The 17,702-nt window shown below is 69.4% G+C and carries 1 protein-coding gene (only partly in view); it reads left to right on the top strand.

Annotated features, from left to right (window positions below; genetic code table 11):
- Positions 1 to 499: 499 nt before the first annotated feature.
- Positions 500 to 17,702, top strand: partial view of a winged helix-turn-helix domain-containing protein gene (locus NE234_RS40040; protein WP_252786362.1) — the beginning only. The gene runs 28,847 nt beyond the window's last position; only the first 17,203 of its 46,050 coding nucleotides appear in the window; its start codon is at positions 500 to 502; its stop codon lies off the right edge, out of view.

The raw sequence follows: 17,702 nt of genomic DNA, 5'->3' as shown, positions 1-17,702 counted from the left end.
CGCGCGAGCCATTCGTGAGAACGCCGGTGTTGAGGGTCATAAGACGGCTGGAGATGTCCGCGATCAGGCGATGAAGGCGGCTGAGCAGGTCGCTAAAGCCCATCTGGAAAAACGTCCGCCGCGTCGGATCTCGCCTGAACCCGTCAAGGCGGCAGAACAAAGACTCGACAAAGCCAAAGAAGACCTCGCTAAAGCCAAGGAGGTTGCGAAGGCTGCGGGGCAGGAAGTTCTGGACCCGCGGCCGGCTTCCGCCTCGGGCAGGGGCGCGGGGTCGCGTGTGCTGCCGTCGAGGACCGACGGCTCCCGGACGCAGACCCAGAGCGGCACCGGAACGTCCATCGACGACGGTGCGACGAGCAACGGCGCCTCGAGGACTGAGCAGCCGGAGGAGGAACGGCCCACGCCTGGGCCGTCGCGTGCGAATCGGCAGTCGGCACCCGTTGCGTCTTCGGGGTCGAGCGACCGGGCTACGCCGGCATCTCCGGGGACGCAGCCTGCGGTGGACGGCGATCGGATCGTCGTAGTGGGAACAGTTCATCCGACCGACACCACGATCTCCATCACCGGCCGGCCGCGTGCGATGAGTCCGGCCGAGTTCGCGGAGTGGCTCCGGGACCAGCCCGGCTACGAGCCGGGTCTGCCCGTCGTCCTCCTGGCCGGGGACGCGCGTTCGTTCGCTCCGGCCGTCGCGCGTATTCTCGGCGCCCCGGTGACCGCGCCGTGGGGTGGCTTCGTCCCGTTGCCGTCCGGTGACCTGGTCGAAGGGCGGCTCGAGCTTGACCTGGTCGCAGGGCGGCTCGAGCTCGCGCCGGACGGCACGCCGCGATTGATCAGGGAGTGGTACGACGGCTGGCACACCTACGGGCCGGACGGCGGCGTCACCGACCTGGGCCCGGCCCTTCCGGATGCCAGGTCCCTACTGACCAGCGGCGAGGCGGCCGAAGCGGAGTCCGGGCATCCGCTCGTCTCCTGGCGCTCACCGGCCGGCCCGACGGGCGCCGACGACGGATCCGCGCCGAAGGCAGCCGGTCCCGCGGCCGAAAATTCTTCGACCGAGAATTCTTCGACCGAGGATGCGCCGACACCGGCGGAGGACGGCAGGCCGCGCACCTGGCAGCCGCCGGCCGACTCGACCAGCGTGAGCGACGGCTCCGCCGCTGAGGGAACCGGTGCTGTGGCGGATCACGGCAATGGTCCGGCCGCCGACCCGTCCGGCATGGACGGCGCCGGCATCGCTCGCAATCAGGGATCCCGCCCGGGTGACGGTTCGACGTCGTCACGGGCCGCGTCCGGTGGCAAGCGCGTCCGCTGGGCAGACCTGGAGGGCGACGGAGCGGCCACCGCCCGGCCCGCCGGGCCGCCCGAGGCGACCGAGGCGACCGAGGCGACTGAGGTGGGGCCGGAGGACAGTCTGTCGTCCGTATCGGGAGAGGTGGCGCTCGACGATTTCGGTCGGTGGCTTCTGCACTACGGGTACCGAACCGAAGTGCAGAAGCGCAATTGGTCAGGTCGCCCTGCGGGCATGGAGTGGCCTGGTCGCCAGTGGGACCGGAAGGGAGAATGGCCTTCCCGCCCGCTCGACCAAGAAGGAGTGGTGCGAAAGTATCTCGAGCTGTATTCGTCGTTGAAGCGGACTCCGCTGGAGACCGCGGGTGACCTGATCGCCCGGCTCCATATATTCGGGCGAATGGATCCGCCGGGCAAGGGGTCCGGCAAGGAAAAGGAGTACTGGAACCTCCTTTCGGTCCCGTACTTGGAGGCCGAAGCCGCCCGAGAGAACCTCGAAGACGGTCTTCTTGAATTCAACGGGATGGTGTTGGCGAATGGGCCGCATGGTGCGCAACTCGTCCTCGAGACCAAGAAGGTCTATCTAGGTCTCGGTGGCCGTTACTACACCAACGAGGATAGGGCGAGGTCCTCAGGCGGCACCGGCGAACGCAAGATCGTAGGGATCCCTGAGCTGGTCTACGGCGTGGTGGGAGAGCTCCCGGGAGAAAGCTACGTCGACCGGGACCTCATGTACGAGGTGGAGGCGCGTACTGAGGATTCGTTGGACAACATTCCCGGAAGCCCTGGCGCCGCTCCGACCATCCCTCTCCTCAAGGTTCTCGGACCGGGATGGTCGCTGACGGAAGAGGGGGAGGGTGCGCTCATCGGGCCGCCGCCGGTCGGCGCGCCATCCGGTGCTCGTGATCACTACAGCGAGGGTGTTCCCCTCGCCGTGGGGCATGATTACCTGAAGCAGGTACGCGCGAAAACCTGGCGTGACGGGCGCACCGGATTTTTCGCCGGTGACCATCTGGATGATGCCTTGGCATTCGCCGACCAGATCGCCGCCCGCTTCCTTTCTCAGGAACTCCTCGGCTATATCGTCGAGGACCCGCAGGTCATGTATCGGTTCCTTGATATACCCGACCTGGCGCTGCAGGAGTTGCGGTTCCATGTCGGCGCGCTTTACGTGCATGCGGCGACCTATCTCACCCAGTTCGTGCATTATTCCATTACGAAGGCCCATGCCGCCGTCCTGGTGCGACATGACCCCGCCGTCTTGTTCGCTTCACTTCCCGAGCGGGCGCGAGGGTTCCTGGTCGAAGATCGGGCCGCGTTCCTTGAGATCTTCGAGCGAACGCTTCTGAACAGGATTCCCGACTACGACGACCGTTTCGTCGAGCACCAGGGTGAGCCGCGTCCGGACGGGAATTTGGTGTCGTTCGCGGAAGACGGTGACGAGGTTTCACCAGAGCGTTTTTTGAACGCTGGTCTTGTCGGTGACAGAAGTGTCAAGCTGACAGATTTCATCGGTATGACCGTGCTCTCGAGACTTGACACCAGCGGCGGGGTGGCCAAGGCCGTTGTCGAGGCGCGTTACTACGGACAACAGGAGGCCGCCCGCGCGCAGAGGACCACGGCGTCGCAGTCGCGGCAGAACCAGCAGGACCTCGGGGATGGGGTGCGGCGGCTCTACCCCAGGGCGGAGCGGCTGAATCACCCTTCGGACGACGATCGCGTGGCCATCAACGCGGAGCTCGAGGCCGCCCGGGCGGAGGCGAGGCGGCTGGCGCCGCCGCGGGGCGAGGGACTGCCCGAGCCGTCCGTGCGTTTCGGTGCCATCTACCGGGACCCGCGGTGGCCTGGCCTCAGCCAGGCCTACGGAAGGGAGCTCGCGAAGCGGTTCAGTCAGACCGGGCTTCTTGTCGCGCGTCACGCTGTGACCCAGCTGCTCGACGCCTTCACCCGCAAGGCCCGAACCTTCACAGGCGAGCTGTCACCGGACGCCGTGATGGAGGAGATCAAATCCCTGCTTTCCGGGACCTCGACGTGGGGCTTGGACGAGACGATGACCGCCTTGTCCGCTGCGGCGCGGCGTGGTGCCGAGACGGGGCTGAGCGGCCTGTCGGCCCGCGAAGCCGGGCCGTACAGCGAGTGGTGGCGTGAGCGGATGCGGGCGCGCGGCTACCGTCCGGCCGCCGCGCCGCCCGACGGCGTTGAACTGGTGTTCTCGACGTACCGGGAGGTGATGCCGCAGTCTGATGACGGCCGGGGGATCCTCGCGGCGATGATCGCCTGGCGGGCGCCTGCCGGCGACTCGCTCTTCGACATCGTCCTCGCCTGGCAGCGGGCCGGGTATGGCGGCGCGTCGGTGCGCTCGGCGCTGCACGGCGAGGGCGCAGAGCTCGGCGAATGGGTCAGCCGGGCGTTCCCGTCGCCTCCTGGCATGACGGGCCCACAGGCGGTGATGCCCCGGCCGCCGCATCTGCTGATGTACGACCGCATGGTCAAGCCCACCGTCACCAGAGACGTCGCGGAGGCCGCCGGAGCGGAGCGCCTCACGCCGCGAGAGGCCGCCGCCCTGCTGGCCATCGAGCGGCTGCCGGCCGATGGCACCGATGAGCTGGCCGACCTGCAGTGGGAGGTCGCTCGGCGGGCGGTCGCCCGTCTTCCGCGCGTGGCGGAGGAGGACGCAGGGTTCTGGGCGGCGCGGTGGCGGCCGGGAACTGAGCCGCTCTCCGCCACCGGAGCGGATGCCGAGGTCGCGGCGCCTCCCGTCTGGCGGGTCTGGGGCTCGGCCGAGGAGGCTCTGGCCCACGTCGAGCGGGGGGAGGGGCCCGGCCGGGTGGAGTTGATCCCGGTGCCAGACCATGTGGAGGTGCGGGCTTCGGGCCGGTTCGGTGAGCGCACCGGTCAAGGCGAGCTGTATTACGTGCTGGACGGCGGCACGTTCGACGTCGCCGAGGTTCACCCTCGTCCCGACTTGAATCCGGACGGACTCGTCGTTGAACTGGAGTTGCAGTCGTACTCCGACGATGAATCCGGCTCCGAGCCGGTGTCGGTCGATGAGTCCGGTCACGACGGGTCGGACATGGACGTGGACACGGTCGAAGGGACGCCGGTCCGTACCCGCGGGGGAGCGCCGGATGCGGGGTTGGACCCGGTCGCGGCGGGTTGGCCGATCGGGCGGGCGGTGACGGTCGGTGAGCGGCGCGAGGGTGGTCTGCAGTTCGCGCCGGCCGACGAGGTGCCGGTGGTGGGTGAGGCGGTCGTCGTCTCCCGGGCGTTCACGTCGCGCTCCGGGAGCTGGGGTTATGCCATCGACGAGACGGGGGCGATCTCACTTCCTGACGGCCGGTGGCTGTCTCCGGAGGGGTGGAGACGGCTGGGTGGTGATTTCTTCCATGAGCCGGAGGGGATGCTGCTGCGCGGGGACAGCGGCTGGATCGGGACGGTCGTCAACGCCGAGGAGGTGCGCGACGGTCTTGGCGGGCCGTTCGGGCTGGAGCGCTACACGCTGATCGCGGACCGGTCGGGCGTCTATCTGAAGCCGGCCGGATCCGGGGGCGAGTCGGCGGCGGTCCGTGTCTCGCTCACCGATCACCTCGCTCCGGCCGCGCCGGTCACCGCCCGGCTCGCCGGGCCGCCCGAGGCGGAGTACGCCGACCGCCTCGCCGCCCTGCTGGCCGCGGATCCGGTGGATCACTCAGAGGTCCTGCGACAACTGCGTCTTCGCCGATCCCTCTTCGACGAGCGGACCCCCGAGTCGCTGGAGAGCGCCTTCCGCGCAGCGGCCGAGGGGATGTCACTCTTCGCGGCGATCAACTACGCGGTGGCGGAGGGGCGCGCGTCGGACGCCCTGGTCAAGGATGTCATGTGGCAACTCGGCCTGCTCTCCCATGCCGACCTCGGCGTCTCGTCTCCGGGACCCATCCCGTTCACCCCGGAGGTACGCCCGGCGGAACTGCGGGGAGTCGAGGCCTTCGTCCAGAATCTGCACGAGACGCTGACCGTGCGGGAGGACGCGGAGGGGGCGTTCGACCTGCTGCGCTCACTCGACGGGAACCTCCAGCAGGCCTGGGCCGTCGAGGAGGCGTACCAGGCCCGGTACCGCAAGTCGATCGAGTCGCACATCTCCGACGTGTGGCAGCGTCAGGGCGGCGGTGAGTCGCGGCACCGCTGGGAGCAGATCTGGCCTGGCACGGTTGCTGCCAGGAGCCTGTTCGCCGAGCCCCGGCCGGAGCCGGTCTCTTACGCCCAGGTCGAGCGCTGGTACGACCTGCTCACCGAGCTGCGGTTCCATCACGACAAATACGGTGACGTCCGCGTACCCCATGATCACTTGGATGGGGGCTGTTACCTGCGGGCTCATCTGGGCGTGCTGCAGTTGCTGCAAGGGGGCGCGCCCGCGGGGAAGATCGCCGTCTTTCGGGAGCGCACGGAAGAGGCGGCGTTGGGGCCGCAGAGCGAGCTATATGGCCGCTGGCGCTACCACATCCATGACGTGGTGTGGACCCTCATGGAGGGTGGACAGACCGAATGGATCGTCGTCGACCCGTCGCTCGGGAGGGGACCGCTGACGGCCGGTGAATGGCTGCGGCACATCGGGGTCGATCCCGAAAATCCCCGGAACCTCTTCCTGACCGGCCCCTTGGACAAGATCCGGACCCGCCTGTGGGAGGAGCTGGCCAAGGCCCCGGCCGACTGGGTGTTCGTGAACGAGCTGCCCCATCCGGTGGGCAGGGTGGTCGCCGCCATCACGGACGCACACATGTACGAGGGACCGATGTGGCCGCAGCGGTCCACGCTGCGCGACGTCGACGCGGTCGCGCGTCATTGGTCCGGGCAGCTGATCGAGCACGCGGTGGCGACGCGGCAAGAACGCTACGTCCAGCGCGCCGAAAAGATCCTGCGGGAGCTGCGGGAGGAGAAAGCGCCGACCGAGGTCGCGGCACGCAGGCTGATGGACGGGCTGGAAGGCCCCAGCCCGCTGTCCGATACGCCCAAAACCCGTCAGCGCCTCGACGGCTTGCTCCATGCCGTGCTCGGCGATCGCGATCACTACAAGGAGGTGGAGCGAGCCCTCTTCCCCCGCGCGCAGGACGGCAGGCAACTCAGTGAAGAAGAACGAGGCGAGGTGCTCCGCCGGCCGTCCTTGGAGGCGGAACCCGGCCGGGCGATCGCGTCGGCCGAGATCGCAGCGGTAGAGGCGTCACCGGTACCATCTCCGCCGCCGAACTGGCCGCGCTGGATCGGCGTACGCGGTTACGGACCCCGACTCGCGGCTACCGACGTCTCGCCCGAGACACCGGTCCGTTTCGGGCATCTCTACGGTCGCTCCTCCTGGGATTCGGCGCAGGAGGCGTACGAACGAGCCGTCGCGGGGATAGCGGAGGAACCGGCAGTCTCCCGAACCGCGCGGGAGGCCACCGCACGGCTGCTCACGCTGCTCGACTTCCGTCTCGGCACGGAGAAGGCCACGGCCGGATTCAAGAAGTTGCCGAAGGAGTGGCTGGCACGGCTGCTCGACGATCGACTCGAGTGGGATCTCGACCAGGTCATGGTCGCCTTCTTTGAGGCGGTCCATTACCACCAGGGGACCCTGACCGAGTTCTGGAACGAGACTCCCCACGATCGGGATGCGCGCGACGATGAGTGGCTCGCCGAGATGCGCGATGTCCGCGGCTACCGCGTCCGCTCCGAGCCGCCGGACGAGATCGAGTGGATGTTCCGCGTCTACCGGAAGCTCGGGTTCCCGCAAGAGAAAGCCCTACCGTTCCTCGTCGCGGTGATGTCCTGGGGCCTGGTCAGGTCCCAGCCGCTGTACGACATCCTGCTGGCATGGCGCTGGGCCGGCCTCGGTGATGACTCGGGCTTCGAGGTGCCTGAGCGGGTCCTGGCCAGTGAGGCGGCGGATCTGGACGCCTGGGTCGACGAGGTCTTCGACCCGAGTGATGGCGTCTTCGACGATGACCTCCTCGACGACCTGATCCCCCCGCATCTTCGCGAGGCCGGCGAACAGGCTCCTGCGCCCGTCGCCGAGCAGATGCCGGCTCCGGATGCTCAGACGCCGGCGAAGGCCTCCGGGCCGGGCCACGACGAGATTCTTCCGGCGGGAGCGATCGATGGATCGCAGGTCGGGCTGGGCGACGATCCGGTGGAGGCGCTGGCGTCGAAACTGGAGCTGGATCGACAGCGCCTGCTGGATCTGCTCAGGGGGATGGCCAGGACACTGAAACCGTCCGAGCGATCCGTCGATCCGCTGGTCGTGGTGGAGGAGTATGGCCACCAGGAAGTGGTGGAGGCGTACGGCCGGCTGAATCCGTACCAGAAGCAGGGACCGCCGCAGTCCGTTGGTGCGCGGGTCGCGGAGATCCTGATGGACCGGCAGGCCGGCGGCGCAGGTCGAGTAGCGGGGCTGGCCGGTGGCGGGTCCGGCAAGGAGGCCGGACCCGAATCGAAATCGGACGCCCAAATCGCGGCCGAGGCCACCGATTCCGGCACTGGCATGCCCCGGCAGAAACGGACCATTTACTGGGCCCCTGCCACCGCCTCCCGAGGGAGAGTCACGCGGGCGGACCTGGACACTCACGCCGCTGGTGGCAACCCCGTCGATACCGCTGGCCTACCAGGCACTTATCGGGCGGGAACGCTTCGGCTCCGTCGCATGGGAATGATGGCCGGCTTGTTGCTGGCTCAGTCTGCTGACCCGGTGTCAGCAGCGCAATTCCACCCGCAAAATCTGACCAGCGGTCGGCTGACCGGCCAGCCGGCCGACTACCCGCTGACAACCGGCTTGGGTCCTGCCCACCCCGCGGCTACGCCACCCATTGCCCCCGCTACCTTCCACGCCACCACCGAAGCGATCGCACCGGCGGGCATCACCCCGTGGGTTGACATTCCCCTGGCTTCCCTGACATCAACTCCGAGGACCGCACCTGGCCACGCGCCGGCCACGCCGGACCCCACCCGGCCGGCCAGTCCCCCCGCGTCCCTGGCCTTCGCCGCGCAGCGGAATGCTGAGCTCCAGAGCGCATCCAATGCGCAGGTGAAGGACTACAGGGAGCTCGACGTCATTCCCCACTTGGACGTATGGGGCGAGGGGCTAATCGACATGGAAGGGGGCAAGATTAGAACAGGCTTCAAGGGGGCGTATAACGTAAACTTTAAGAACAGTGAGCGCGAGCAGAAGATCAGCAATGGTCCGGATCGGGGAAAAACGATCCCTAATCTTGTCCCCGTAGAAGATTACGACAACCCGGTCTTCCCGCTCTCGGACGACAGTGTCCTCGTCGTAACCTTGATGGGCGCGCCGATAACCAGGGGGACTGCGAGAGAAATACTGCGCGTTCTTAAGAAACCTGAGGGCAGGGTGATCCTATACGGTCCGAACCCCGAGGATCTTAGGAATTTCGAGGATGTGGTCACAGGAGGCGGGGAAGGACTCGTTCGCCTAGAGAATGAGGTCCTCCGTCCACCTTTTGACGAGATCTCAGATCTCGGGGAAGTTTACATCTACGGCCCCGTCCGATACAGCAATTCCCCGGACCGCGGCGGGCAAGCCGGCCCGGGCGGGCAGACCGGCACTGCGGGGCCGGATCACGATGAGATTCTTCCGGCTGGCGATCTTGGCATCAGTACGGTGTCGGATGGGTCGGTCGCGGATCATTCAGATCCCTTGCCGCACAGGGGTGGGCTTCGGGGTGGAGCGCCTGAGTGGGTGCGGTATGAGGAAGACCCGGTCGCGTCTGGTGTGGTCAGGCCCCGGGTTGATGCCGACACCGCGTTGGGGCGGATCGTGGCGATGGCGCGGAGTGAGTTCTCCATCGCAGAGGTGCGGGGGGAGGAGGATCTGGAGCCGCTGCTGGTCGGTCTGTTCGGGGAGGACCACGACTGGAGTGTCTGGGATCTGGTGGAGCTCGCCCAACGTACGACGGTGGGGCCGGAGGGCGAGCTCACCGCCGATGCCCTGTTCCGTCAGTGGGAGGTGGAGGGACTTTTCGAGGAGCTGCAGGCGGGTTTCGGTGCGGTTTCGGCCGTTGGTGACCCGCAGGGGCGCCTTATGGAGTTGGTTGCGTTGTTCCGCGCGACGTGGCCGGAGGAGGCCGCGGAGCTGGCCGGGCCGGTCACGGTCGAGGATCTGCTGCCGCTCGTGCGGGGGACGCTCGATGCGACGGCGGACCGGGTGACCGCTGCTCAGGTGGTGGCCCTGATGGGGGCGGCGGAGGCGGTCGCGCGGAACGGTCACCGGTTGACGGTGGCGGCGTTGGAGCAGCATGCGTCGCGAAGCGAGGTCGCCGAGGCGTACGCCAGGGCGCGCACCGAGTTCCGGCTGCCCGGCACGTACCGGTTCACCTCGTCACACGCCGTCGCGATGCGCGAACTGCTGCGGCTGGCCGGGGCGGAGCAGGATCCGAACGCCCGCCCGGACTGGATCGCCCTGGCCACCCGGGTGAACCGCGGCTGGCAGCCGAACGCGGTCACCGACGCGGTGAGCGCGGTCCTGCCGGCGGACCTGCCGGGGCTCCTCTCGGCGGCCAGGCTCGCGCTGGACGTGCACGGCCCCGGCTTCACCCTCGACCAGCTGCGGAACGCCCGGCGGCTCGCCGACGCGATGCGGGCCGACCCGGCAACGCTGGCCGACGTCCTGCAGCGGCCCCGCCGGGAGCCCGGGGACGAGGTCAGGATCTCCGACCTGCGCGAGCTGATCCACTCGTTCGGTGGCTACGGGCCGCTCGAGTATCCGACCGCCGACGACGTGCGGATGGTCGCCGCCCTGGTCGCCGAGGCGTTCGGCTCGGTGCCGTTGACGGTCGCCGGGCTCCGTACGGTCTGGCAGGACGCCGCCGAAGTGTCACGCTCGGAGGCCGCGGCCCTGTTGAGCGAGGCCGGCCTGGCGGTGGCCCAGCTCGAACTGTCGTTCTCGCTGATCGGCGCGGACGCGGCCGCCGCACACCGCACCGAGCTGGAGGAGCGGCTGGGGCGGCTGCGCGCGCTCGCCGACGCTCCGTGGCGGCCGAACCAGCGCGTACGCGTCGACCGGCTGCGGGACGCCCTGCGGGAGGTCGACGAACGGATCGCCGAGATCCACGCCGCCGCTGTGCACAGCCTCGAAGACCAGGTCAGGACCGAGCTGGCCGGTCCGCTCCGGGACGCGGACGCCGCCGAGGCCCTCCGCCAGACGCTGGAGAACCGCACACCGGACACCGGCCCGGCGGCCGTACAGGAGTTGCTGGCGATCCGGTCCGAAGCCGCGCGCCTGGCGACGCCGGAACCGAGCCCGGACCCCGAGGGCCATACGGAACCGGGCACCGAGGCCGCGCCGCGACCGCTCGTCCGGCGGCTGCCCGGACGGATCCGGTACGCGGCGGAGGAGAACGCCCGTCGTGGAGTCGACCGGTGGGCCCTGCCGTGGGGCGAGTGGGGACACGTCTCCCGGGTCGGTGACGTGCGGCTGGGCGAGGACCGGCAGCTGGCCGCGTGGATCGCCGAGCCGCTGCCCGCGGAGCTGCGGGGGCCGGTAGAGGACGGTGTCGTCGCCGCCTTCACCCGTCTGGGCAGCAAGGAGGCGTGGCGCCGGCTGGCGTCACCGACCGGGATACGGGTGCCGACGCCGAAGGGGCCGGTGATGGTACGGCTGGCCCTGGGGCCGCTGATCGGCGAGCACGGCCCGCGCTACCGCCGTCCGCAGGAGGTGCAGTCGGTACAGATCGGCGCGCGCCCGTCGCAGGCCCTGGACCTTCCGCAGATCGTCAAGCCGTCCACCTTCACCGACGTCAACGACAACCGGTCGATCGCGCCGGAGTCGACGGGCGACGGCCCGATCTCCATCACGACCGGCTGGAACATCCTGCCGGGCGTCGGCGTCATGCCCACCGTCACCGGCCGTGGCTCGCGGGGCTTCGGCGCGTACGAGGGTGCGGTCATCCAGACGGTCCAACAGAGCTGGCGCGAGCAGTACGCCTACTTCGAGCTCCCCGCGAACCACGACGACCCGGCGAGCGGCAGCCGCGTGTCCGTGACGTTCCCCGGCGAGGCCGGGAGGGAGACCGTCGTACGGCCGGTCGACGTGCTCCTGGCCTTCGCCGAGGACGAGTCCCCGCCGGAGGAGGACGCACCGCCGGCCTTCGGCCCGGAGCGCGCGCTGCCCGACGAGGCCCCCGCGACGATGGCCGAAGAGTTCCACGGCGTGCTCTGGCGGGTGACCCCGATCGGCGAGTCGTTCGTCGTGGACCGGGGTCCGGAGGCCGTCGCCGCGCGGATCGCACTCCGCTTCCCCGACGCCGACGCCGCCTTCATCTCCGCGGTGACCGAGCTGTTCACCGAGTCCGCGCTGTTCCGGGTGCACAAGGACGTCCTGGGCTACGGTTACCTGTCCGAAGAGTTCCGGGTGAACCAGGGCACCGAGGACTGGGCGGCCTTCCGGCTGCGGGGCCGGATGACGGCCTTCCGGCAGGTCGACACCGCCGAGGGATACGTTCAGCAGGACGCGCGGCACCTGTTCTGGTCGGGCGAGTCGAGTTCGATGAGCGGTGGTGTCACCTCGGACCTGACCCTGAAGCTGTCGCTGCCGACGTTCACCGTGCGGGACACGCCGGTGCAGATCGGCCCGACCGGCGGCGCCAAGGCGTCCGGATCGGCCACCCGCAGCCTGGCGGCCTCGATGGGCGCCGGCGACTGGCACACCGTCGGCTATACCTCCGGCCGGCGGATCTACCGGCTCACGATGGCCCTCGAGGTCGACATCCGCTCCTCCCGGCCGGCGGCGGCACGGCCCGCGCGGTTCGCGATGACCGGGCACGTCTGGGTGCCGGAACGCGAGGCGGACCGGTTCGAGCGGGAGCTGAACGACGTGCTCTCGGGCGTGGCCCTGGACCGGCTCGGGGACGACGGCCGGATGATCCTGCCTGCCGACGGCCCTCACCTGACCGACCGCATGCCACCGCTCGGCATCCTGAAGGGCCGCAGCCGCGGACCGTCGGTCCCCGACATGCTCGGCGGGTTCGAGAAGGTCGTGCCCCGGGCGATGGAGCTGATCGACCAGGCGTTCGGCGACCCGCAACTGACGAGCTTCGCCCCGCGTCTCACCGCACGACAGCGACACCGGCTCGAACGGGCGATCAACCAAAGATTCTCGGTCACCACCGCCCTGCCGTACACGAGTCAGCTCATCAGCCACCGGGTGCCGTTCACCCGGCTCTACCAGGCGCCCGGCGGCCGGGTGCGGCTCAAGGTATGGGTGCGGTCGCAGCAGGGCGAGGACTGGACCGGCGCCCGGCTGGAGAAGGGCCGCATCGACCACAGCCCGATCTATTACGACGACCTGGGCGCGACCGAGCAGGTGGCGGACCAGCTCGGCTACCGCGGCGGTGGTCAGCTCAAACTGAGCCCCCTGCACAGCGCCCTGCGCAGGCTGAGCTTCCCCGCGCAGTTCAGCTACGCCCGAGCCCACTCGGCCGCGCTGACCGCGCGTTCCGGTGTGTGGTCCTCACTCGGCTTCATCTACGAGGGCCCGCTCCGTGCCTTCCTGTTCGGTACCCGCTATCACCTCGACGTCGAGCTGACCTTCGAGCCGGAGGCCGCGTCCGGTGGCACGCTCGCCGGGCTGGCCGCCGGTGCCGCCCGCCAGTCCGTCGGTCTCATCACCGGCACGCCGCCGCAGGGCCTCCCGACCCGTACGATCCGCCGCCACGACGACTGGCCCGGGCTCATCCGCTACCTGGTCCCGGAGGGGCTCAGTCCGTTGACCGGCGGTCATTCGATCCCACGCTCGCCGGTCCCCGACCTGGGCCGGGCGCTGCGACGGCAGCCGCCCGTCGCGCCGGTGACCGCCCAGGACCTGTGGGGATGGGCCGCCGGGGAACCCGAGCGCCTGCGGCCCGACGACCAGCCCATGGAGGTCCTCGGCGTCAGAGAGCTGGGGCAGGCGACCGGTGAGCTGCTGGAGGCCGCCGGGATTCCGCCCGAGACCTACCACGACACGCTGGACGTGGCGATCAACGAGGACCAGATCCTCGGACGGATGCTGTGGGGCGGCCCGACCGTGCACACGTTCGGGATCAGGCACAGCGGGTCGGTCGGGAACCGGCACGCGGTGGTCTCGCTGCGCGGCACGGTGCTCCGGCTGCGTCCCCAGGTCGGTGAGGTCGGCATGCGCGAGGCCGCCCAGGCCGACTCCGAACCGGCGGTGATCTTCACCGGCCGGCGCTCCACGTCCCATGTCCTGTCCGGTGGCGCCGACCTGGCCGGCGAGTCCGAGGACGGCGGCCCGTCCGGGAGCTGGACGCTGCGCAACGTCACCCCGACGAACATCGACTCCAACGAGGTGCTGTCCGGCCGCTGGCTCACCCAGGAGAACCGCGAGTACCGGCCGCACCGCGGCACGATGCTGTGGGACGTCACGGTGACGAGCTGGAGCGCGAACGCCCTCGGTAGCTGGTCGCCCAGGACCGATCGAGTGCAAATGCTCGTCGTCGGCGGCGTCTCCCTGCTGCGGCCGGCGCCTCAGCCGCCGATCGAGCGTCCCCTCGGCGTGCCGAAATGGCTGTCCCTGGAGCGGCTACCGCTGGCGGCCGCCTCCGACCGTATGGAGTGGCCGCAGCCGGACCACACGCCCGACGGCCCGAACCCCGTGCTGACCATGGTCCGGGGCGTTCTGCGCGCGGTCGACGAACAGCTGCTGTACCGGCAGTGGCGCATCGTGAACGGCGAACCGAGGGCGGTGCGCTCGGGTGTGCCGACCACCCTGCAGTCGCTCCTGCAGAACGCCGCGCTGCTCGGGCACCGCGACACCCTCCTGGGCCCCGGCCTGATCCTCCACCTGGCCCGTTCGCTGCCCGGCGCCGGCAAACAGTTCACCCTCGTCCTGCGCGCGGAAGCGCTGGAGGAGCACGAGTACGAGTACGGCGACACCCGCGCCCGCGACTTCGCGCTGTACCGGATCAACACCCAGCGCCAGGTCGGCCGGCGCGGCACGACCTCGGCGCACAGCGTGGGCGCGAACTTCGGTAGCACCCGGATCCCCGCCACCGGCCGGGCGGTCAGCGGCACGTACCTCGAAGGCACGGCCGAGGGCGACCACTACGAGCAGGCGACGATCGGGCGGGGCGAGATCCTCCGCACCCGCGACGTGCTGACGGTCCTCGGCGACACGCACGCCTACACCGGCAGGCTACGGATCATCGCGATCCTCTACCGTGGCTACAACGCGTCCAAGCCATTCCAGGTGCTCACGCTCGGACTGGCGGACTCGGGGCTGGCGTTCTTCTTCGATCCCAACAAACCCGTGCCGGTCGCCGTGACCGATTTCGTGGACATCGTCGAACGCGTCCAGTTCCCCGCCTCGATGCTGCCGGGCCGGCCGCCGAACCTCGCGCCGGTGGCCGACCGGGTGCGCCGGCTGACCGCGGCCACGACGCCCGAGGAGGTGCTGACCGGCGCCGGACTCACGCCGTTCGCGGTCGGGCGGGCGGACATCCTGCGCCGTGCGGTCGTCCCGGTCGGCATCGACCCGTTCGCGCTACGGACCCTGTTCGACGCCTCGATCGCGATCTTCTCCGGCACGGACCCCGGCAGCGACGCGCCCGCCGTGGTGCGGAGCCTGATGACCGCCACGGGAATGCCGTGGGAGGCGTATGCGGCGCTGCTCAGCCGGCACCAGTTCATCACCAGCTTCCACCTGACGCTCGACGACGGACACACCTTCCCGCCGCTCGTACGGGAGGACGGCCCGGCCACCGACGCGCGGGGCAAGGCGTTCATCCAGACCCGCCTGCACGGCCCGAAGCCTCTCCGCTGGGTCGACGGCCGGCTGACCTCCGAGACGCTCCACGAGGCCGAGAACGAGCTGCTGGACGCAGCGGGCACGACGTTCAGCGCCTCCCTGGACGGCGGACCGGCGCTGGCCCCGCCGAGCGGCAACCCGGTGGTGCCCGTCGAGCCGTCCGTCTCGCTCGGGCAGAGCCACGACCACGGGCTCACCTCCGGCGAACGGCTCGTCCGGCCGATCGCCTTCCGGCGCCACGCGTACTACCTGCGCGTGGAGGCCGGCGTGCTGGTCGGCCTGCGGATCAGCGCGGTAAACGAACGCCGCGACATCCGGTACGGAGCCGGCGAGTCCCTGCTCTGGTACAGCATGGACGACTCGGTGGAAGTACTGCTGGACCCGGAGACCGCACTGGCCAAGCGGATGCTGTCCGGATCGGAGGGCATCCCCGGCCTGGACGGCCGCCGCTACCTGCCGCACGTCCCGCCCGTCGCCCCGCCGCGCGGCAGCGAGGCCGCCGCCGAGGAGCTGAACCGGCTGCGCGCCGCCCTCGCCCTGCCCCGCTACGGCGACTGGTACATCCTCGCCGGACACTATGACCCGGCCGCCGGGCAAGTGGTCCTGAACGCGATGCGGGACGAGGCCGACGGCGACCCGGCATTCGTCGTCGAACGGCACGGCGTCGCCGGTTTCGCCGAGCTCCTCACCGGCTTCGACGACCTCGGTGACCGGCCCATCGTGCTGGTCATGGGTGGGATGGACGTCGACTTCGCCTCGGCCGTCGCCCAGCGGATCAAGCACGACCTGCTGATCAGCTCCGACGACATACGGCAGGACCACGCCGTCCAGGCCGTCCGCGGAGACGGTCCGGGGAACTGGCTCCTGGTGCGGCGCGACGGCTCGGAGCCGATCACGTACGGCGCGGACCTGGACGAGGTGCTGACCAGCCAGATCGTTCCCGAGCTGCGCGGCGCGCGCCTCGACGACGAACCCGGCACGATGTACCCGAACCCGGCGGTCACCTGGTCGGCCTACCGGGCCGCGACCGTTGAGGCACAGGACGCCCCGGCCCAGGATCCAGCCGAGCCGCAGGTCGGGGGCGTGCCGGGGCTTGACTCGCACGACGAGCAGACGCTGTGGGCGGAGGTGCACACCGAGCTCAAGACGCTCAAGGTGCGGCTCGGCGCGGAGGAGGCGGCCGAGCTGCGGAGGCGGTTGCCCGAGCTGCATCGGCAGCTGAATCCGCAGCTGAATCCGCAGGGGAAGCGCACGCTGCGGCAGATCGGTGAGAGCATCGCGCAGATTTACCGGAACGGGCAGCTGGCCGGTGGGGAGACCTTTGAGGAGATCTTCCGGCTCGGGCGGCCGGTGGCCCTGCCCGGTGGTGCGCCCGGTGGCGGGTCATCCTCGGTGCAGGTTTCAGGCGTTGTTGCGGAGGGCTCTGCCGGTTCGTCAGCGGTGTCCGCGGCGGCCACGGCGTCCTCTTCGGCGGCCTCGGAGGTCTTCAAGCGGGTTGGTCGCCGGGGTGTCGTTCTCGGGGGTGTGGACTTCTTCCTGCAGCCGATGGCCGGGTTCGATGAGGCGTTGGTGGAGTCGTTGCGTGCTGCGGGAGTGGAGGGTGCGCCTGGCACTGTGAATGCCTTGAATGGGTTTGTGGCCGAGAGGGCGACGGCGGAAGATGTGCCGGCTGAGTTGTCGTCGGTGGAGAATTTCAAGGACCTGTTGGCGGATGGGGCTCGTGGCGGCTGGGTCGATCACGGGAAGGCGATGGTGGTCGGGTGGAATCTGGTGCCGGTCACCCTGGTGGGTGTGAATGGTGTGGTCCGCCGGTATGGGCCTGATTCGCCGGGGGGCGTGTTGGTGGTCGAGGATGAGGGAGGGAAGTTCCTCGCCGGGGTGCGGTTGCTGCGGGTCGGGGATCTGGAGATCGATCTGGCCGCCGGTGGCGAGGTCCGCAGGAACGGGGAACGGATTTGGCTGCCCTTGTTTGAGCGCAGAATGTTGATGGTATTGGCCAACAATCACGGTCATCCCGTGCCGCGAGCCGAAATCATCCGGGCAGTCTGGGGCAACTCTAAGCATCGTTATGCCAAAGTCCTCAATAATCTCCGTAAGGAGATCAAGGACGTTCCGGGTGCATCTCAGCTGATTGTCGCAACCCGCACAAATGCAGGCCCGGCGTTGCTTCTTGGGCCGAGTGAACCGCATGCGTCGGGCGCGGTTCAGTCGGTGCGGATCCAAGATCTCACGATCGATCTGGTTGGTGGTGAGATCTGGACGGTCCAAAAGGGCGGGCAGCGGATCGAGCTGACCGGGCGCGAGCGGCAAATGTTGGAGTACTTCGTCAAGCGTCGCGGGAAATTCGTGAGGAAAGCCGAGGTGATGCAGGCGGTCTGGGGAAAATCGGTTTCCAATGCGACGTTCGAGGAGATCCTTCATCGCCTTCGTCGAAAGATCGGTGACGGCCTGATCGATTCAGTTCACATCAGTCGTTATGAATTTGGCTATGTTTTCGGGTCGGCGGGGTCGGCGGGGTCGGCGGGGTCGGCGGAAGGGGCTGGTATTGAGGGTCAGGAAGGCCCGGCCGGCGTAGGGGCTGGTTCTGGTTCGCCCGCTGTGCGACAGGATTCGCCAGGTGCTGGATCTGCTGTTCCGGACTTTAGTGGCG

Origin of the sequence: Actinoallomurus rhizosphaericola, from assembly GCF_024055675.1 — a bacterium.
Classification (GTDB): Bacteria; Actinomycetota; Actinomycetes; order Streptosporangiales; family Streptosporangiaceae; genus Actinoallomurus; species Actinoallomurus soli.
The sequence above is the reverse complement of the archived record's forward strand: the minus strand, read 5'-3'. Positions and strand labels throughout refer to the sequence as shown.